The sequence below is a fragment of the Streptomyces sp. DH24 genome (assembly GCF_029813775.1).
GTDB lineage: Bacteria > Actinomycetota > Actinomycetes > Streptomycetales > Streptomycetaceae > Streptomyces.
The window spans coordinates 95,554-113,633 of the sequence record NZ_JARVKW010000017.1 but is presented as its reverse complement, the minus strand read 5'-3'; the positions used below and the strand labels follow the sequence as shown (position 1 = coordinate 113,633).

Below are 18,080 nucleotides of genomic sequence, written 5' to 3'. Positions count from 1 at the left end.
CCCGGGAGCGTACGCGGGCCGTCACGCCAGGCGGATCGAATTTCCCTCCACCGTGATCCGCTCGGCGGGCAGCGCACGCGTCGCCGGGCCCTTCTCCACCGCGCCGTCGGCGACCCGGAACCTGCTGCCGTGGCAGGCGCAGTTGATGGTGCCGTCCGACACGCTCGCCACCGTGCAGGACTGGTGCGTGCAGATCGCCGAGAACGCCTTGAACTCGCCCTCCTCCGGCTGCGTCACCACCACCTTCTCGGCCTTGAAGATCCTGCCGCCGCCGACCGGGATGTCACTCGTGGCGGCGAGCTCCTGACCGCCGGTGGCCTCCACGGACCGGCCGGCGTCCCCCCTGCCCTCGCCGTCACCGCCGCCGCAGCCCGCGGTCAGGGCCGCCGCGCCCGCCGCCAGAAGAACCGTTCGCCGGGTCGCGTTCTCGGCCATGTCGTCACTCCAGGTGCGTAAGAAACGGGAGAACAGAAAGAGCAGAAAGAACAGAATGAGCGGGAGAACAGGAAAACGAGAAAAACGGGGTGGAAGCAGCATCCTGGCACCGAACGCGGTACGGAAGAAGCACCCCGCACGGGGCCGTCTCACGAATGGCCGTCTCACGCATTGGGCATCGCTCACCGGCGGTGAACGGATGACTAGGCTGGACGGACGCACAGCCGATACGCACGTCAGCGAGGAGCATCACCGTGGCGGTACGAGCGGTCCGGGGCGCCGTCCAGCTGGAGCGGGACGAGGCCGGCCACATGGACGAGCAGGTCGGAGCCCTGCTCACCGCCGTCCTCGAACGCAACGAGCTGAGCACGGACGACCTGATCAGCATCTGGTTCACGGCCACACCGGACCTGCACAGCGACTTCCCGGCCGCCGCCGCGCGCAAGCTCGGCATCGTCGAAGTCCCCCTGATCTGCGCCCAGGAACTCGACATCGAGGGGGCCATGCCCCGCGTCGTCCGCATCCTCGCGCACATCGAGTCCGACCGGCCCCGTGCCGAGATAGCGCACGTCTACCTCGGCGCCGCGGGAGCCCTGCGCAAGGACATCGCCCAGTGAGAACCGCACTCGTCATCGGCACCGGGCTCATCGGCACCTCCGCCGCCCTGGCCCTGTCCCAGCGCGGCGTCGTCGTCCACCTCGCCGACCACGACCCGGAACAGGCCCGCACGGCCGCGGCTCTCGGCGCCGGCACCGACGAGGCGCCGGACGGGCCCGTCGACCTCGCGATCGTCGCGGCACCGCCCGCCTACGTGGCGGATGTCCTCGCCGACGCCATGCGGCGCGGCCTGGCCCGCGGCTACCTCGACGTCGCCAGCGTGAAGGGCGGCCCGCGCCGCGAACTGGAGCAGCGCGGCCTCGACCTGTCCGTGTACATCGGCAGCCACCCCATGTCCGGCCGGGAGAAGTCCGGGCCGCTCGCCGCGACCGGGGAGCTCTTCGAGGGCCGCCCCTGGGTGCTGACCCCGACCCGGGACACCGACACCGAGGTGCTGAACCTCGCCCTGGAACTGGTCTCGCACTGCCGTGCCGTGCCCGTCGTGATGGACGCCGACGCCCACGACCGCGCCGTGGCCCTCGTGTCCCACATGCCCCACCTGGTGTCCAGCATGGTCGCCGCGCGGCTGGAGAACGCCGAGGAGGCCGCCGTACGGCTGTGCGGCCAGGGCATCCGCGACGTGACCCGGATCGCCGCCTCCGACCCCCGGATGTGGATCGACATCCTCTCGGCGAACCCGGGGCCGGTCGCCGACCTCCTCACGGACGTCGCCGGCGACCTGGAGGAGGCCGTGCGGGCGCTGCGCGCGCTGGAGTCCTCCGACGAGGACAAGCGCCGCGAGGGCGCCGCCGGCATAGCGGACGTGCTGCGGCGCGGCAACGCGGGCCAGGTCCGGGTGCCGGGCAAGCACGGCTCCGCCCCGCGCGTCTACGAGGTCGTTGCCGTGCTCATCGACGACCAGCCCGGACAGCTGGCCCGCATCTTCGCGGACGCCGGCGCGGCCGGGGTCAACATCGAGGACGTGCGCATCGAGCACGCGACGGGCCGGCAGGCCGGCCTGGTGCAGCTCATGGTGGAGCCGAAGGCGGCGCCCCTGCTGGCGGCGGCGCTGCGCGAGCGGGGCTGGGCACTGCGGCAGTAGGCGCCGGGGGCCGTGGGCGTGGACCGGGGGGCCACTCGTACGCAGTAACCTTGTCCGGGGCCCCTCCGCCCCCGCCCACCACCCAGGACCAGGAAAGGTGCCCCCACAGTGGAACGCGCCGCAGTGATTGTCGCCATCGACGGCCCCTCCGGCACGGGCAAGTCGAGCACGTCGAAGGCCGTGGCCGCGCAGCTCGGCCTGTCCTACCTGGACACCGGCGCCCAGTACCGGGCGATCACGTGGTGGATGGTCAACAACGGCGTCGACACCGACGACCCGGCCGCGATCGCCGCCGTCGCCGACAAGGCGGACATCGTCTCCGGCACCGACCCGGCGAACCCGACGATCACCGTCGACGGCACCGACGTGGCCGGCCCGATCCGCACCCAGGAGGTCACCTCCAGGGTCAGCGCGGTCAGCGCCGTGCCCGAGGTGCGCGCCCGGATCACCGAGCTGCAGCGCTCCATCGCCCGGTCCGCCGAGCGGGGCATCGTCGTGGAGGGCCGCGACATCGGTACGACCGTCCTGCCGGACGCCGACCTGAAGATCTTCCTCACCGCCTCCGCGGAGGCCCGCGCCGCCCGCCGCAGCGGCGAGCTGAAGGGCGCCGACGTCAACGCCACCCGCGAGGCCCTGATCAAGCGGGACGCGGCCGACTCCACCCGCAAGACCTCCCCGCTGGCCAAGGCGGACGACGCGGTCGAGGTGGACACCACCGAGCTCACGCTGCCGCAGGTCATCGAGTGCGTCGTCACGCTCGTCGAGGAGAAGCGGGCCGCGAAGTGACGGCGGCCTCCCCGGCCCCGTCCCCGGCCCCGTCCCCGGCCCCGTCCGTCAGGGGCGCCGAGGTCGGGCGGCGGATCGGCGTCGGCCTGATGTACGGGCTGTGGAAGCCGCGGGTGCTCGGGGCCTGGCGGGTGCCCGCGACGGGCCCGGCGATCCTCGCCGTCAACCACAGCCACCTGATCGACGGTCCGATGGTGATGGGTGTGGCGCCCCGGCCGACGCACTTCCTGATCAAGAAGGAGGCGTTCGTCGGCCCGCTCGACCCCTTCCTGCTCGGCGTCGGCCAGCTGAAGGTGGACCGCTCGACCGCCGACCGCGCCGCGGTCACCCGGGCGCTGCGCGTCCTGGACAACGGCGGCGTGCTGGGCATCTTCCCGGAGGGCACCCGCGGCGAGGGCGACTTCGCCGCGCTGCGCGCCGGGCTCGCGTACTTCGCCGTGCGCAGCGGGGCGCCGATCGTCCCGGTGGCCGTGCTGGGAAGCTCCGAGCGGCACGGACGGTTGCTCAGAAGGCTGCCGCCGCTGCGCTCGCGCATCGACGTCGTCTTCGGCGACCCGTTCGACGCGGGCGACGGAAGCGGGCGGCGCACCCGCGCGGCCCTGGACGCGGCGACCGAGCGCATCCAGAAGCAGCTCACCGCGCACCTGGAAAACGCCAGGCGGCTGACCGGCCGCCGGGCCACACTGAGTAGTGGATCAGACCGTTAGGAAACGGGCGGTCCACCGATCACCACGATGAACGAGGTACGGACTTCATGAACGACCACATCCACTCCGAGGGCTCGGGCGAGGAGCACGACCACGGGGCGCTTGGCGATGCCGAGTACGCGGAGTTCATGGAGCTCGCCGCGGAAGAGGGCTTCGACCTGGAGGACGTCGAGGGCGCGATCGAGGCGGCCGGCCACGGCCCGCTGCCCGTGCTCGCCGTCGTCGGCCGGCCCAATGTCGGCAAGTCGACCCTGGTGAACCGCATCATCGGCCGCCGCGAGGCCGTCGTGGAGGACAAGCCCGGCGTCACCCGCGACCGCGTCACCTACGAGGCCGAGTGGGCGGGCCGCCGCTTCAAGGTCGTGGACACCGGCGGCTGGGAGCAGGACGTCCTCGGCATCGACGCCTCCGTGGCCGCGCAGGCCGAGTACGCCATCGAGGCCGCCGACGCCGTGGTCTTCGTCGTGGACGCCAAGGTCGGCGCCACCGACACCGACGAGGCCGTCGTACGGCTGCTGCGCAAGGCCGGCAAGCCCGTCGTGCTGTGCGCCAACAAGGTGGACGGCCCGAGCGGCGAGGCCGACGCGGCCTACCTGTGGTCGCTGGGCCTCGGCGAGCCCTACCCGGTCTCCGCGCTGCACGGCCGCGGCACCGGCGACATGCTGGACAAGGTCCTGGAGGCCCTCCCGGAGGCCCCCGCGCAGACCTTCGGCACCGCCGTCGGCGGCCCGCGCCGCATCGCCCTGATCGGCCGCCCGAACGTCGGCAAGTCCTCCCTGCTGAACAAGGTGGCCGGCGAGGAGCGCGTCGTCGTCAACGAACTCGCCGGCACCACCCGCGACCCCGTCGACGAGCTGATCGAACTCGGCGGTGTCACCTGGAAGTTCGTGGACACGGCCGGCATCCGCAAGCGCGTCCACCTCCAGCAGGGCGCCGACTACTACGCCTCCCTGCGCACCGCCGCCGCCGTCGAGAAGGCCGAGGTGGCCGTCGTCCTCATCGACGCCTCCGAGTCCATCTCGGTGCAGGACCAGCGCATCCTCACCATGGCCGTCGAGGCGGGCCGCGCGCTCGTCCTCGCGTTCAACAAGTGGGACACCCTGGACGAGGAGCGCCGCTACTACCTGGAGCGGGAGATCGAGACCGAGCTCGGCCAGGTCGCGTGGGCGCCCCGGGTGAACGTCTCGGCGCGCACCGGCCGCCACATGGAGAAGCTCGTCCCGGCGATCGAGACGGCCCTGGCGGGCTGGGAGACCCGGGTCCCGACGGGCCGGCTGAACGCGTTCCTCGGCGAGCTCGTCGCCGCCCACCCGCACCCGGTGCGGGGCGGCAAGCAGCCGCGCATCCTGTTCGGCACGCAGGCCGGCACCAGGCCGCCGCGGTTCGTGCTGTTCGCCTCCGGCTTCATCGAGGCGGGCTACCGGCGCTTCATCGAGCGCCGGCTGCGCGAGGAGTTCGGCTTCGAGGGCACGCCGATCCACATCTCGGTGCGGGTGCGCGAGAAGCGCGGCAGGAAGAAGTGACCCGCTGAACACGCCGGAAGGGGCGGCCCCCACGAGGGGCCGCCCCTTCCGGCGTGCCGTGCCGTGCCGGGCGTCACAGGCCGCGGCGCGGACCGGGCGGCAGGGCGGCCGGCACGTGCTGCGTCCCGGAGGCCTGCCGCTCGATCCGCCCGACGCGCTGCCACGGAGTGAACTGGCCCGTGGTGTGGCGTGCGCTGTGCGCACCCGCGCTGTAGGCGCTGTAGGCGCTGTAGGCGCTGTACGAGCTGCCGTGCGACCCCTGGCCGAGGCCGCCGAGCGAGCCCGTACCGTACGGGTTGTTCCCGAAGGCGGTGAAGCCCAGGTCCTCCTCGCCGCTGCGGTCGCCCGGCAGCGTGCGGAAGGACTTGACGTACTCGGCGTAGAGCGCGTCGTAGATCGGCGTGGCCGATGGGCCGCCCTGGGAGTCCCGAACCGGTCGCCCGGGAGGCAGCGGCTGATAGGACTGGCGGCGGGGAACGTCGTATGTGTGCACGTATGTCCAAACGACCCCGCCCGCCAGGGGATGCGGCTCCGGGGCGGCTTTCGCAGGTCAACCACCGCCGGGGACACGGGACGTGCTCAGGTGCCCGTCAGCGGCAGCGCCGCGGCGACCAGCCTGCCGTTCGCCGCGGCCTTGTCCAGCGCGTCCCGCAGCAGGTCCTCGCGCGGCTGGCGGCCGATGGAACCGACGGACGCCGCGAACATCAGCACCTGCTGGTGCTTGTTGGCGGCCGCCCGCCAGCCGTCGGTGACCAGCAGCGGCTGGTGCGCCTGCCACCAGGCCACCGGCTGGCCGCCGTTCGGGCCCGGCTGGAGCACCGCGTGCAGCTGGCCCATGGCGAGCAGCACCGACCAGCCGTGCAGCACCGGCGGCACCGCCGACAGCTCGGTCACCGGCATGAAGCCCTGCTCGATGAGCAGCGGCAGGAAGTCGTCGCCGCTGCCCGTGGTGCCGGGCCGCACGATCGGCGTGGTCGGCTCGACCACCAGCGCCGGGTGCAACTCCCCGGCGATCAGCACCAGTCCGCTGGTCACCCCGAGGACGGCCTGCTCGGGCGTGGCCTGTTCGGGCATGTCCTGCTGGGTGGCGGGCGCGCCGGCGCTGTCGCCGGTGATGGACTTCACGGCCCCCTGGAGCTGCTCCTCGGTGACCTGGACGACCTGCGAGGGCAGGCAGGTGGCGTGGGCGAAGGCGAGGACGGCGGTCTCGTCCCCGATGAACAGGACGGTGCTGGTGCGCTCCTGCTCCGAGTCGCCCGGAGTGCGGCAGGAGGTGCAGTCGTAACTGCCCGGGGCGGTATCTCCGGCGAGCAGCCGGTCGGCTTCTTCGTCGCCGATCTCGGCGCGTACCTCGTCGCTGACGTCGAGCATGCGCGGCACGGGTGGCTCCCTCGGGATGCGGTACGTGACGAGGCCGGGTGGCTCCCGGCTCGTGGTCCGGGTGGGTCCCCGGCTCATGAAGAAGACAACGGGCGAGCCGTGGGGGGAGTCACGCATCGCGGCGAACGGATACGGACCGCACACGGCGCGGCGCGCACCGGGCCGGTGCGGAATCATCCCGTCCGCCGACCGGGTGGGCCGCCGTGCCGCACCGGACGAGCCTGGAGGGCCGTACGCCGGTGGCCGCCTAGCGTGTGGCGATGCACGCCAAGCCGATCACGCTCGCCCTGGCCGCGGCCCTGCTCGCCGCCCTCGCCCCCGGCGCCGCGCACGCGGCCGCACCCTCCGAGACCCCGCCCGCGGCGAACGCGCCGCGCCACTGCCCGAAGGACAAGTGGCCCTGGGACTGCGTCGCCGACTGCGAGAGCGACGGGCGCTGGGACGCCAACACCGGCAACGGCTTCTACGGCGGACTGCAGTTCTGGCAGCCCACCTGGCGGGAGTTCGGCGGCCTGGACTACGCCCCGCGCGCCGACCTCGCCACCCGCGCCGAGCAGATCGCGGTGGCCCAGGAGGTGTTGGCCGTGCAGGGCTGGGGCGCCTGGCCGGTCTGCTCGAAGCGGTACGGGCTCAAGGGCCGCATGCACACCGTGAAGCCCGGCGACACGCTCTCCTCGATCGCCCGCAAGTACGGCGTCAAGGGCGGCTGGCGCGGCATGTACGACGCCAACCGCGAGACCGTCGGGCCCCGTCCGGACCTGCTGCGCGTCGGCACCCTGCTGGTCATCCCGAAGGGCTCGGCCCGCGCCCAGGACGCGAACCGGGGTCCGGCGGTGTTCGGCCCGCCGCTGTCCGGCGAACCGTCTCCCGCGCCGCGCCACTGAACACGACGGCCCCGGCCCGCGGTTCGGACGGGCCGCGTGAACCACCCGTCGGCCCGGCGGGTGGTTCACGGTGATCGGGGGCGGTCACTGGCCGGCCTGATGCCGCTTCGGCTCGGGCTGCGGGATCTCCGCCGCGTACTGCGGGTGGTTCATGTCGAACGCCGGGGACTCCGAGCGGATCCGGGGGAGGGTCGTGAAGTTGTGCCGGGGCGGCGGGCAGGACGTCGCCCACTCCAGGGAGCGTCCGTAGCCCCACGGGTCGTCCGTGTCGACTTTCCTGCCGTACCTGGCGGTCTTCCAGACGTTGTAGAGGAACGGCAGTGTCGACATGCCGAGAAGGAACGAGCCGATCGTCGAGACCATGTTGAGCGCGGTGAAGCCGTCCGCCGCGAGGTAGTCGACATAGCGACGCGGCATGCCCTCCGCGCCCAGCCAGTGCTGCACCAGGAACGTGGTGTGGAAGCCGGTGAACAGCGTCCAGAACTGGATCTTGCCGAGCCGTTCGTCCAGCATCTTGCCGGTGAACTTCGGCCACCAGAAGTAGAAGCCGGCGAAGGTCGCGAAGACGACGGTGCCGAAGACGACGTAGTGGAAGTGCGCGACCACGAAGTACGTGTCCGTGACGTGGAAGTCCAGCGGCGGCGACGCGAGGATCACCCCGGTCAGCCCGCCGAACAGGAACGACACCAGGAAGCCGGCCGCCCACAGCATCGGCGTCTCGAAGGACAGCGAGCCCTTCATCATGGTGCCGGTCCAGTTGAAGAACTTCACGCCCGTCGGCACCGCGATCAGGAAACTCATGAAGGAGAAGAACGGCAGCAGCACCGCGCCCGTGGCGAACATGTGGTGCGCCCACACGACCATCGACAGACCGGTGATGGCCATCGTCGCGCCGACCAGCATCAGATAGCCGAAGATCGGCTTCCGGCTGAACACCGGGATGATCTCCGTGATGATGCCGAAGAACGGCAGCGCGATGATGTACACCTCGGGATGGCCGAAGAACCAGAACAGGTGCTGCCACAGCAGCGCCCCGCCGTTGGCCGCGTCGAAGACATGGCTGCCGAACCGCCGGTCGGCCTCCAGGCACAGCAGCGCCGCCGCGAGCACCGGGAACGCCATCAGGATCAGGATCGACGTGAACAGCGTGTTCCAGGTGAAGATCGGCATCCGGAACATCGTCATGCCGGGGGCGCGCATCCCGATGATGGTCGTGACGAAGTTGACCGCGCCGAGGATCGTGCCGAACCCGGCCAGCGCCAGGCCCATGATCCACAGGTCGGGTCCGACGCCCGGCGAGCGCTCCATGCTGTTGAGCGGCGCGTAGGCGAACCATCCGAAGGCGGCCGGACCGGTCGGCACCAGCAGTGAGCCGAGCACGATCAGCCCGCCGAACAGGAACAGCCAGTACGACAGCATGTTCAGCCGGGGGAAGGCCACGTCGGGCGCCCCGATCTGGAGCGGCATCAGCTCGTTCGCGAAGCCCGCGAAGCTCGGTGTCGCGAACAGCAGCAGCATGATCGTGCCGTGCAGCGTGAACAGCTGGTTGAACTGCTGGTTGTCCATGATCTGCAGTCCGGGCCGGGCGAGTTCGGCCCGCATCAGCAGCGCCATGACGCCACCGATCAGGAAGAACGCGAACGACGTGATCAGGTAGAGGTGCCCGATCTTCTTGTGGTCGGTGGTGGTCAGCCAGTCCACGACCACCCGGCCGTACCTGTTCCCGCGCGGTGTCCGGCCGGGTCGTGCCGCCGGTTCCACGGTCTGCGTCGCCATCGCTCGCTCGCCCCTTCGCTCATCGCGTTCCGGGCCCGCCGATGCCCGGGCCACGCGTGCCCCGGGCTCACGCCATCATGCGCGCGTCCCCACGCATTGCTCCAGGGGCCGTACCGACACGTTCCCGGAATCCGGCCAATTCCCGTGCCGCTCGGGACACCCCGCACGGCTCGGACAGCTCGGACGCCGGAATGAAAAGGAGCCCGGGGAACTTCTCACGGCACCTTTCCGCCCGGCTATTCCAACCGGCGGCAGGACACGCGGGAATTACGTTCGAATACCTGCGGAAGGCCTACGGAACCGCTCGTCCGTGTGAGCGAGTTCGCGCCGGGCGGCTGTCGTCGTCCTGTGACAGAAGCGTGACGGGGGAGGCACGCCCCGGCGAACGTTCCCGGCCCGGACTTCCCCGCTCGCCGGTCAGGGCATAGCGTGACGGCATGGCACCGATTCCGACTCCACCCGCCGAACCGCAGGACAGTCCGGACGCCTATGTCGGCCTCGCGTCCGAACGGGCCGAAGCCCTCGCGCGCGAGCGCGGCTGGTCGACGGTGCGGGCGCTGCCACCGGGCGCGATCATCACCATGGAGTACCGCGTGGGCCGGCTGAACTTCGAGGTCAAGGACGGTCTGGTGGCGCGGGCCTGGAAAGGCTGAGCGACCTGCGACAACCACCGCGGCCCCGGTTCCCGAGAGGGAGCCGGGGCCGTCGTCGTGCGGGGAGGGTGCGTACCGGCCCCGCGGACCTGCCGGTGGTCAGCCGCCCGTCACGGGGCGCGCCGGGGGCCCCGAGCCGCGCGTGGCGCGGTCCGGGTGCGTGGCGTGCGGGTGGGGGCGCCTGCTGCCCGCCGGGGTGACCGGGGTGCGCTCGGAGCGGGTGGTGTGCGGACCGGGGGCCAGATAGACCGGCGTCCGCGCCGAGCGGCCCGCGGGGACCGGCTCGCACGCCGGCGCCTCCTCCTCGGCGGACGTGGGGCACGACGTGACCGCGACCGGCACGCCGGCCGGGGCGGAGGCCGGTGCCGTACGGCGCAGGCGGGCGAACCAGCGGTCGCGCAGCTCCAGGATGCGGGCCTCGGCGCGGGCGATCAGCGGCTCGAACCAGGGCAGCGCCAGCAGGATCAGCAGGCCGGCGACCCAGCCCAGCAGCACGTCACTCAGCCAGTGCGTACCGAGGTAGACGGTGGCCATGCCGACGCCGAGCGAGGTCACCGCGGACAGCGCGGACAGCCAGCGCCGGGCCCACGGGGTGGAGGCCAGGTAGGCCAGGATGCCCCAGGTCACGACGGCGTTGGCGGTGTGGCCGCTGGGGAAGATGTCGCCGCCCAGCCACATCTCGTTGGAGCCGACCTCGGTCGCGTAGTGGGGTCCGAGCCGTCCCATGCCGTACTTCGCGGCGCCGACGGTGACGTTGAGCAGGAGCAGCGAGACGCCGAGGGCGAGCAGCGGGCGCAGCGTGTGCTGCCGCCAGGAACGCCAGCCCAGCCAGGCCGCGATCATCACGGCGGTGGGACCGCGCTGGCCGAGGACGACGTAGTAGTCGACGAAGGCGTGGAGCTCCTGCCACTGCTGGTACGGCCGGAAGAACATGACCTGCCAGTCGAGGCGGACGAGCCACGAGGTGATGACGACGGCCCACACGATCGCCACGTACACGGCCAGGGTCCCCGCCAGCAGCACGACCCGGTGCCGGCTCATGCGCGGCACGTCGATGTGGGCCGGCCGTTGCGGCTCACGGTCCAGCCTGGCGAACACCCGGTCCAGACGGGTGGGGCTCGTTTTGGTACGCACCCAATCGACGCTACATGGCCCCGGTAGGCGGATTGGCCAGACGGAAGGGTTTGTAATGCCTATGTGATGTGGTCTTCGCCTCAAACAGCACCTTCTCCCGTGTGCCAAATGGTTCCTTTGCCGCCGAAATCCGGGATCAAAGGCCCTGAACTTCATTTCGCGGTGGATCGGTGTTCCTCGGCGATTTACCGCCCCGCCACCTGGAAGTCCTGGCACGCGAACACGCGCAAGCCGTGGTGATTAACGGCCGGAAGAGGGGGGAAGGGCGCCGCCTATTCAACCGTTCAACCGCACGATACAACCCGCGAAATGCGGGCCCCCGGGCCCCTGTACGCGTGCACGCACGCCTCTGGCCAGCGACGATGCCTCGCGAGGCGGGCCCGGTCGGCGAGGCCGGAATTCACTGCGCCCAATTTGCCTGCTTTTACCACGCATTTTGGTGAATGCTCCTGTGGGTCCGGCGTCCGCGCGGGCGGGGAGTGGGAGTGGCGTACGCCACACTCCTGGGCGCGGGCTGTGAGAGGTCCGCCACTCGGCACCCGGACGAACTCGCGTACCCTGACGTGTCACTCGCTTCGATGCGCGGGCCGGGGACCACCGCTCCTCCCCGGCCGAGTCACGGGAGTCCCCACCCCGTGAGCCCGCCGACCGCGAGGGAGCTTCTGGGAGGTACGTACATGTCCGGGACGACCACGGCCGCCGCGCTGCGCCGTCGGGCGGCCGGGGCCGGTGCCAACCGCTGGGTGGTCCTCGTCGTCCTCTGCGTCAGCCTGCTGCTGGTCGCCGTCGACGCGACCGTGCTGCACGTCGCCGTCCCCGCCGTCACGGAGGACCTCAGGCCCGGCGCGATGGAGCTGCTCTGGATCGTCGACGCCTACCCGCTCGTCTGCGCGTCGCTGCTGATCCTCTTCGGCACGCTCGGCGACCGCGTCGGCCGCAGACGCGTCCTGCTCCTCGGCTACGCCCTGTTCGGCGTCGCCTCCGGCATGGCGGCCGTCGCGGACAGCGCCCAGGTGCTCATCGCGGCACGGGCGCTGCTCGGCGTCGGCGGCGCCATGATCATGCCCGCCACGCTGTCGATCCTGCGGCAGGTCTTCCCCGACCGGCGGGAGAGGGCCCTGGCCATCGGCATCTGGAGCGCCGTCGCCGCGGTGGGCGCCGCGGTCGGACCGCTGCTCGGCGGCTTCCTGCTGGAGCACTTCTGGTGGGGCTCGGTCTTCTTCGTCAACATCCCGCTGATGCTGGTCAGCCTGCCGGTGGGCCGGCTGCTGCTGCCCGAGTCGAAGGGCGACGGCGCGGGCCCCTGGGACGTGGTCGGCGCGCTGATGGCGGCGGCCGGGCTGTTCGGCGTGGTGCTGGGCGTGAAACGGCTCGGCGGCGGCGAGCCGCCCGGCAGCGTGTTGACCGTGCTGCCGCTGGTGGCGGGCGCGGCCCTGCTGGTCCTCTTCGTACGGCGGCAGCGGCGACGCCCGCAGCCCCTGGTGGACCTGCGCATGTTCGGACGGCCCGCGTTCAGCACGTCCGTCGGCTGCATCGTGCTGGCGATGCTCGCGCTGGTCGGTCTCGAGCTGATCGCCGCGCAGTATCTGCAACTGGTGCTGGGCCTGTCCCCGCTGGAGACGGGCCTGCGGCTGGTGCCGCTGACCTTCGCGGCGATGGCGGCCGGTCTTGCGGGCGCGCGGATGCTGCGCCGGTTCGGGCCGCGCCGCATGGTGTGCTTCGGGTTCTGCCTGACGGCGGGCGCGGTGGTGCTGCTGACGGCCATGGGTACCGCGGACAACTGCGCGCTGCTGCTGTCCGGCTTCGTCCTGCTCGGCTTCGGCCTGGAGACCACCCTGTTCGGTGCCTACGAGTCGATGCTGAGCGAGGCGCCGCCGGAGCAGGCGGGCGGGGCCGCGGCCATCGGCGAGACGTCCTACCAGCTCGGCGCCGGAATCGGCATCGCCCTGCTCGGCAGCGTGATGAACGCGGCCTACGCGCCCGGGCTCACGTCCGTGCCCGGGGTGCCGTCGTCGGCGTCGGCCGCCGCGTCGCACTCGCTGGGGGAGGCCTACGAGGTCGCCGCGCAGCTCGGCGGGCCCGTCGGCGGTGCCCTGCGGGTGGCGGCGCGGGACGCCTTCGTGCACGGGCTGCACGTGACGCTGCTGGTGAGCGCGGGGCTGTTGCTGCTGGGCGCGGTGATGGCACTGCGGCTGCCGCGGCTGATGCACTGCGACGCCCAGGCGGTGGGCCTGCCGGGACCGCGCGAGGCCGAGGCGCCCGCCCACGCGCCGCCGGTCACGGCCCGCTGAGGGAGTGGACGTGCGGGACACTGCGTCGTAACGTCGGAAGCCGTCGTGACTAGCGGTGCTAGTTTTTCGCTGCCGGAGGGTGCCCCCATGTCCAGGTCCTCGTCGTTGCCCCCGTTCGATCCCGCCGACCCCCTCGGCGTCGACGACCTGCTGGAGCCCGAGGACCTCGCCGTCCGGGACACCGTGCGGGCCTGGGCCGCCGACCGTGTGCTGCCGTACGTCGCCGACTGGTACGAGAAGGGCGAGCTGCCCGGCATCCGCGAACTCGCCCGCGAACTGGGCTCCGTCGGCGCGCTCGGCATGTCCCTGAAGGGATACGGCTGCGCGGGCGCGAGCGCCGTGCAGTACGGGCTCGCCTGTCTGGAACTGGAGGCCGCCGACTCCGGGATCCGCTCCCTGGTCTCCGTGCAGGGCTCGCTCGCCATGTACGCCGTCCACCGGTTCGGCAGCGAGGAGCAGAAGCAGCACTGGCTGCCGCGCATGGCCGCCGGTGAGGTCATCGGGTGCTTCGGACTGACCGAGCCCGACCACGGCTCCGACCCCGCGGCCATGCGGACGTACGCCAAGAAGGACGGCGGCGACTGGGTCCTCAACGGCCGCAAGATGTGGATCACCAACGGCTCGGTCGCCGGGGTCGCCGTGGTCTGGGCGCAGACCGACGACGGCATCCGCGGTTTCGTCGTCCCGACCGACAGCGCCGGGTTCTCCGCGCCCGAGATCAAGCACAAGTGGTCCCTGCGGGCGTCCGTCACCAGCGAACTCGTCATGGACGACGTGCGGTTGCCCGCCGATGCCGTCCTGCCGGAGGTGACCGGACTGCGCGGCCCGCTCAGCTGCCTGACCCACGCCCGCTACGGCATCGTGTGGGGCGCGATGGGTGCCGCCCGCTCCTGTTTCGAGGCCGCCGTCGACTACGCCAGGTCACGGGAGCAGTTCGGCCGGCCCATCGGCGGTTTCCAGCTGACGCAGGCCAAACTGGCCGACATGGCGGTCGAACTGCACAAGGGGATTCTGCTCGCCCACCATCTCGGGCGGCGCATGGACGCCGGCCGCCTGCGTCCGGAGCAGGTCAGCTTCGGCAAGCTCAACAATGTGCGAGAGGCCATCGACATCTGCCGTACGGCCCGGACCATTCTGGGTGCCAACGGGATCTCGCTCGAATATCCCGTGATGCGGCACGCGACCAACCTCGAATCGGTGCTCACCTACGAGGGCACCGTCGAAATGCACCAGCTCGTGCTGGGCAAGGCGCTCACCGGACTCGACGCGTTCCGGTAGACCGGCGGACCCCGCGAAGGCAGGGCCGGTGAGCGGCCCTGCCTCAGCTCTGGTTGAAAAAGCCGTCCGTGCGGTGCGCGGCGGGTTCGCCGCTGATGATCTCCGTGTCGGCGGGCGTCAGCAGGAACACCCGGTTGGAAACGCGGTCGATCGAACCGCGCAGGCCGAAGATGAGCCCGGCCGCGAAGTCGACGACGCGCTTGGCGTCGGCGGCCTCCATGGCCGTCAGGTTCATGATGACGGGGACCCCGTCCCGGAACAGCTCACCGATGGCACGCGCGTCCCGGAAGCTGTCCGGGGTGACCGTGCCGATCCGGCGGCCCTTCTCCTCGGCGGTGTCCGAGGCCACCTTCACGCGCGGGTCGGTGACCCAGGCGTCCCCGGATTCGGTCCCCTCGTAAGTGTCGTCGTCGTAGTAGCGCTCGTCATCGTTGTCGTCGACGAGGCCGAGCCACGCACTCGCCTTGCGCACCGATCCCATGGACGCCTCCTCTCACAGCGGTCTTATCTGCTTTCCGCACCCCTATGGTCGTCCATGATGCGGATGGCGCGCCAAGTGGATAGTCGCCGCGCGGGGGGTTTGTGACGGTACTGGTGCACGGCCGGTCCGTCGAGAGTCCATGTTTCCCAAGGGTCTTGCGGTAAACCGCTGCTGACTGTGAGTGAAATATGATTCTTCTCGGCGGACGGGTGACGGACGGCGCGTACGGGTGAACGAAGTGGCCGATACGATGCGGTCGATCACGCACGTCGATCAACGGGGGAAGCGTCGTGTTCGGAATAGTCAGGCCCTGTCGGCACAGGCTCGGTGAGGGTCTCGCGACCCAGTGGATGGCGCATTTGTGCGGGCTCTGCCTGGCACTGCGCGGAGATCACGGTCAGTTCGCGCGGGTCGTCACGAACTACGACGGGCTGCTCGTCTCGGTTCTGACGGAGGCTCAGGCCGAACGCTCGAAAGGATGGCGGCGCACGGCCGGGCCGTGTCCGCTGCGCGGCATGCGCACCGCGTCCGTCGCACAGGGTGAGGGCGCGCGGCTCGCGGCGGCCGTCTCGCTGGTGCTCGCCTCCGCCAAGGTGCGCGACCACGTCGCCGACGGCGACGGGCTGCTGGCCCGCCGCCCGGTGTCGCTCGCCGCGCGCCGGGTCGCCGCGAGCTGGGGCAGGGCGGGGGAGCGCGCCGGCTGCGCCGTCGGGTTCGACACCGCCGTCCTCGTCGACGCCGTGGACCGGCAGGCCGGCCTGGAGGCGCTCGCCGGGCCCGGGACGCCGCTCCTCGCCGTGACCGAACCGGCCGAGACCGCCACCGCGGCGGCCTTCGCGCACACCGCGGTGCTGGCGGGCCGGCCGTACAACGCCGGTCCGCTCGCCGAGGCCGGCCGTCTCTTCGGGCGGCTGGCGCATCTGCTGGACGCCGTCGAGGACCGCGAGTCCGACGCCGCGGCAGGCGCCTGGAACCCGCTCACGGCCACCGGCACCTCGCTCACCGAGGCCCGGCGGCTCGCGGACGACGCCGTGCACGGCATCCGGCTCGCGCTGCGCGAGGTCGAGTTCACCGAGGGCCGGCTCGCACACCGGCTGCTCGTGCACGAACTGCCCGCCTCCGTCGACCGGGCCTTCGGCACCGCCTCCTGCGCGCACGGCCGCCCCGGGCCGTACGGGCCGCCGCCGAGCGGGCCGTACGCGCCGCCCGGCGGACCCCACGGCCCCGGTGCGCCGCTGCCGCCGGAGCCGCCGCGCCGCGACCGGCGCGGGCTGCTCGCCGGCTGCGCCGTCTGGCTGGGGCTGGCCTGCACCTGCCAGTTCTGCTGCGGCGAGTTCGAGGGGCCCTGGTCGCGGCAGCGCCGGGAGGGGCTGTGCACCAACGGCGACTGCACCGGCTGCGGTGACTGCTGCAGCTGCTGCGAGTGCTGCAGTTGCTGCGGGGAGGACGGCTGCTGCGACGGGTGCGGGTGCGACTGCAGCTGCTGACGCCCTGTCAGGCGGGCGGGCCGCCGTCGCCGTGCGCGTCCGCCGACCGCCTCCCTTGCCTCTTCCCGCCGTCCGGCAGCGGAGGACGGGTCCGGGTGTGAAGGAGGTGTGGATGTCGAACGGTCATAGGTGGGTAAAAGGTTGACGTCCGAAAGGTCCTCTTGCGGCAACCGGCCGCTCGGCCGAATACTCCCTCCAGCGCTTGTCAGGGGCACGACGCGTTCGGAATCCGGACTCCGTCGTCGCCTCCGACTGCGCCTCACGGGCCCCAACCCCACGAGGGCCCCCGACTTCCCATGTGGAGGAACGACAAGTGAGGATCAAGCGCACCACCCCCCGCAGCGGCATCACGAGACGGACCCGGCTGATCGCCGTTTCCACCGGCATCGTGGCCGCGGCCGCCATCGCGATCCCCAGCGCGAACGCGTCGGAGACCCCGGCCACCTTCAGTGCCACCCAGCTCAAGAGCGCCAGCGCCGCGGTGCTGGACGCCGACGTCGCGGGCACCGCCTGGGCCGTCGACAGCAAGACCGGCCGGGTCGTCGTCACCGCCGACAGCACGGTCTCCCAGGCCGAGATAGCCAAGATCAAGGAGGAGGCCGGAGCCAACGCCGGCGCCCTCACGATCAAGCGCACCCCCGGCAAGTTCACCAAGCTGATCCAGGGCGGTGACGCCATCTACTCGGGCAGCGGGCGCTGCTCCCTCGGCTTCAACGTCCGCAACAGCGCGGGCACCCAGTACTTCCTGACGGCCGGCCACTGCACCAACGGCACGGGCACCTGGTACGCCAACTCGTCGCGCACCACGGTCCTCGGCTCGACCAGCGGATCCAGCTTCCCGGGTAACGACTACGGCATCGTCCGGTACACCAACACCTCGATCAGCAAGCCCGGCACCGCGAACGGCGTGGACATCACCCGTGCGGCCACGCCCGCCGTCGGCACCACCGTCATCCGTGACGGCTCCACCACCGGCACGCACAGCGGCCGGGTCACCGCCCTCAACGCGACCGTGAACTACGGCGGCGGCGACGTCGTCTACGGTCTGATCCAGACCAACGTCTGCGCCGAGCCCGGCGACTCCGGCGGCTCGCTCTACGGCAGCAACGGCACCGCGTACGGTCTGACCTCGGGCGGCAGCGGCAACTGCTCCTCCGGCGGCACGACCTTCTTCCAGCCGGTCACCGAGGCGCTCAGCGCCTACGGCGTCAGCGTCTACTGACCGGCGCCCCACCGGCACCACCGCACGGCCGATCCTGACGGCCCGTTCCACGGCCGGCAGCAGGTGAGCCCCCGCACAGCGATCGCTGTGCGGGGGCTCACCCTTGTGCGGGGGCTTCATGCGGCCGCAGGCGGATTCGTAGGGCCCGGTGCGGTTTTGTATGGACTTGTGCGGCTTCACGTGCCCCGTGGCGACGTCTCATCGTGGCGTGAGTCCCCTCCCTTCCGGCCGTACGGATTCGGACGACTGAGCGTCAACACGCGTTGATTCGGGCGCTGTAAGGGCGAAAACAAGACAGGACTAGACCTCACGGTCAGTGCACGGGTTACTCATGCGTAGTGTTT

The 18,080-nt window shown here is 71.7% G+C and carries 17 protein-coding genes; 11 read left to right on the top strand and 6 right to left on the bottom strand.

Annotated features, from left to right (window positions below):
• Positions 1–21: 21 nt before the first annotated feature.
• Positions 22–435 carry a Rieske (2Fe-2S) protein gene (locus QC282_RS16290; protein ID WP_279550137.1) on the bottom strand — a complete coding sequence of 138 codons (414 nt, stop codon included), beginning with the start codon at positions 433–435 and terminating at the stop codon, positions 22–24.
• Between the two features lie 254 nt (positions 436–689).
• Between QC282_RS16290 and aroH the strand changes: the two genes are divergently transcribed.
• From aroH to der, 5 genes are all read left to right on the top strand, one after another.
• The gene (gene aroH / locus QC282_RS16285; RefSeq protein WP_279550136.1) at positions 690–1,052 is read left to right on the top strand and encodes a chorismate mutase; all 363 of its coding nucleotides are present in this window, start codon (positions 690–692) and stop codon (positions 1,050–1,052) included.
• Positions 1,049–2,134 carry a prephenate dehydrogenase gene (locus QC282_RS16280; protein WP_279550135.1) on the top strand — a complete coding sequence of 362 codons (1,086 nt, stop codon included), beginning with the start codon at positions 1,049–1,051 and terminating at the stop codon, positions 2,132–2,134. The genes aroH and QC282_RS16280 overlap by 4 nt, the downstream gene beginning before the upstream one ends.
• Before the next feature lie 108 nt (positions 2,135–2,242).
• Positions 2,243–2,920 carry a (d)CMP kinase gene (gene cmk / locus QC282_RS16275; RefSeq protein ID WP_279550134.1) on the top strand — a complete coding sequence of 226 codons (678 nt, stop codon included), beginning with the start codon at positions 2,243–2,245 and terminating at the stop codon, positions 2,918–2,920.
• The gene (locus QC282_RS16270; RefSeq protein WP_279550133.1) at positions 2,878–3,627 is read left to right on the top strand and encodes a lysophospholipid acyltransferase family protein; all 750 of its coding nucleotides are present in this window, start codon (positions 2,878–2,880) and stop codon (positions 3,625–3,627) included. The genes cmk and QC282_RS16270 overlap by 43 nt, the downstream gene beginning before the upstream one ends.
• 47 nt (positions 3,628–3,674) lie before the next feature.
• Positions 3,675–5,150 (top strand): ribosome biogenesis GTPase Der, encoded by a 1,476-nt coding sequence (gene der, locus QC282_RS16265; protein ID WP_279550132.1) that lies wholly within the window; start codon positions 3,675–3,677, stop codon positions 5,148–5,150.
• A 73-nt stretch (positions 5,151–5,223) separates the two neighbouring features.
• On the opposite strand, the gene QC282_RS16260 is transcribed toward der, so the two are convergent.
• Positions 5,224–5,643: a hypothetical protein gene (locus QC282_RS16260; RefSeq protein ID WP_279550131.1), complete on the bottom strand. Its 420-nt coding sequence runs from the start codon at positions 5,641–5,643 to the stop codon at positions 5,224–5,226.
• Positions 5,644–5,729: 86 nt separating this feature from the next.
• Positions 5,730–6,530 carry a hypothetical protein gene (locus tag QC282_RS16255; RefSeq protein ID WP_279550130.1) on the bottom strand — a complete coding sequence of 267 codons (801 nt, stop codon included), beginning with the start codon at positions 6,528–6,530 and terminating at the stop codon, positions 5,730–5,732.
• Positions 6,531–6,790: 260 nt separating this feature from the next.
• Here QC282_RS16255 and QC282_RS16250 point away from each other — a divergent pair, with 260 nt between their 5' ends.
• Complete coding sequence (locus tag QC282_RS16250; RefSeq protein ID WP_279550129.1) at positions 6,791–7,414, top strand: transglycosylase family protein; 624 nt, start codon at positions 6,791–6,793, stop codon at positions 7,412–7,414.
• Positions 7,415–7,498: 84 nt separating this feature from the next.
• Here QC282_RS16250 and ctaD read toward each other — a convergent pair whose 3' ends face one another.
• Positions 7,499–9,190, bottom strand: coding sequence for a cytochrome c oxidase subunit I (gene ctaD / locus QC282_RS16245; RefSeq protein ID WP_279550128.1), 1,692 nt, complete (start codon positions 9,188–9,190; stop codon positions 7,499–7,501).
• Between the two features lie 437 nt (positions 9,191–9,627).
• Here ctaD and QC282_RS16240 point away from each other — a divergent pair, with 437 nt between their 5' ends.
• Positions 9,628–9,843: an I78 family peptidase inhibitor gene (locus QC282_RS16240; RefSeq protein WP_279550127.1), complete on the top strand. Its 216-nt coding sequence runs from the start codon at positions 9,628–9,630 to the stop codon at positions 9,841–9,843.
• A gap of 99 nt (positions 9,844–9,942) precedes the next feature.
• Here QC282_RS16240 and QC282_RS16235 read toward each other — a convergent pair whose 3' ends face one another.
• Positions 9,943–10,977: a phosphatase PAP2 family protein gene (locus QC282_RS16235; RefSeq protein WP_279550126.1), complete on the bottom strand. Its 1,035-nt coding sequence runs from the start codon at positions 10,975–10,977 to the stop codon at positions 9,943–9,945.
• Between the two features lie 677 nt (positions 10,978–11,654).
• Between QC282_RS16235 and QC282_RS16230 the strand changes: the two genes are divergently transcribed.
• Together QC282_RS16230 and QC282_RS16225 are read left to right on the top strand one after the other, a co-directional pair.
• Positions 11,655–13,268 (top strand): MFS transporter, encoded by a 1,614-nt coding sequence (locus QC282_RS16230; RefSeq protein ID WP_279550125.1) that lies wholly within the window; start codon positions 11,655–11,657, stop codon positions 13,266–13,268.
• 87 nt (positions 13,269–13,355) lie between these two features.
• A complete protein-coding gene (locus QC282_RS16225) occupies positions 13,356–14,546 on the top strand; it encodes an acyl-CoA dehydrogenase family protein (RefSeq protein ID WP_279550124.1) in 1,191 nt (396 codons plus the stop codon).
• 43 nt (positions 14,547–14,589) lie between these two features.
• Here the strand turns inward: QC282_RS16225 and QC282_RS16220 are convergent, their stop codons facing one another.
• A complete protein-coding gene (locus QC282_RS16220) occupies positions 14,590–15,027 on the bottom strand; it encodes a cell division protein SepF (protein WP_279550123.1) in 438 nt (145 codons plus the stop codon).
• 290 nt (positions 15,028–15,317) lie between these two features.
• Here QC282_RS16220 and QC282_RS16215 point away from each other — a divergent pair, with 290 nt between their 5' ends.
• Both QC282_RS16215 and QC282_RS16210 read left to right on the top strand, forming a co-directional pair.
• Positions 15,318–16,514: a DUF5685 family protein gene (locus tag QC282_RS16215; RefSeq protein ID WP_279550122.1), complete on the top strand. Its 1,197-nt coding sequence runs from the start codon at positions 15,318–15,320 to the stop codon at positions 16,512–16,514.
• A 313-nt stretch (positions 16,515–16,827) separates the two neighbouring features.
• On the top strand, positions 16,828–17,736 hold the full coding sequence (locus QC282_RS16210; protein ID WP_279550121.1) for a S1 family peptidase: 909 nt from the start codon (positions 16,828–16,830) through the stop codon (positions 17,734–17,736).
• The last annotated feature ends 344 nt before the right edge of the window (positions 17,737–18,080 follow it).

Bases quoted from the DNA above. Each gene is read 5' to 3' on its own strand.
- QC282_RS16290 (WP_279550137.1), bottom strand. From the start codon at position 435: ATGGCCGAGAACGCGACCCGGCGAACGGTTCTTCTGGCGGCGGGCGCG.
- der (WP_279550132.1), top strand. From the start codon at position 3,675: ATGAACGACCACATCCACTCCGAGGGCTCGGGCGAGGAGCACGACCAC.
- QC282_RS16250 (WP_279550129.1), top strand. From the start codon at position 6,791: ATGCACGCCAAGCCGATCACGCTCGCCCTGGCCGCGGCCCTGCTCGCC.
- ctaD (WP_279550128.1), bottom strand. From the start codon at position 9,190: ATGGCGACGCAGACCGTGGAACCGGCGGCACGACCCGGCCGGACACCG.
- QC282_RS16240 (WP_279550127.1), top strand. From the start codon at position 9,628: ATGGCACCGATTCCGACTCCACCCGCCGAACCGCAGGACAGTCCGGAC.
- QC282_RS16230 (WP_279550125.1), top strand. From the start codon at position 11,655: ATGTCCGGGACGACCACGGCCGCCGCGCTGCGCCGTCGGGCGGCCGGG.
- QC282_RS16225 (WP_279550124.1), top strand. From the start codon at position 13,356: ATGTCCAGGTCCTCGTCGTTGCCCCCGTTCGATCCCGCCGACCCCCTC.
- QC282_RS16220 (WP_279550123.1), bottom strand. From the start codon at position 15,027: ATGGGATCGGTGCGCAAGGCGAGTGCGTGGCTCGGCCTCGTCGACGAC.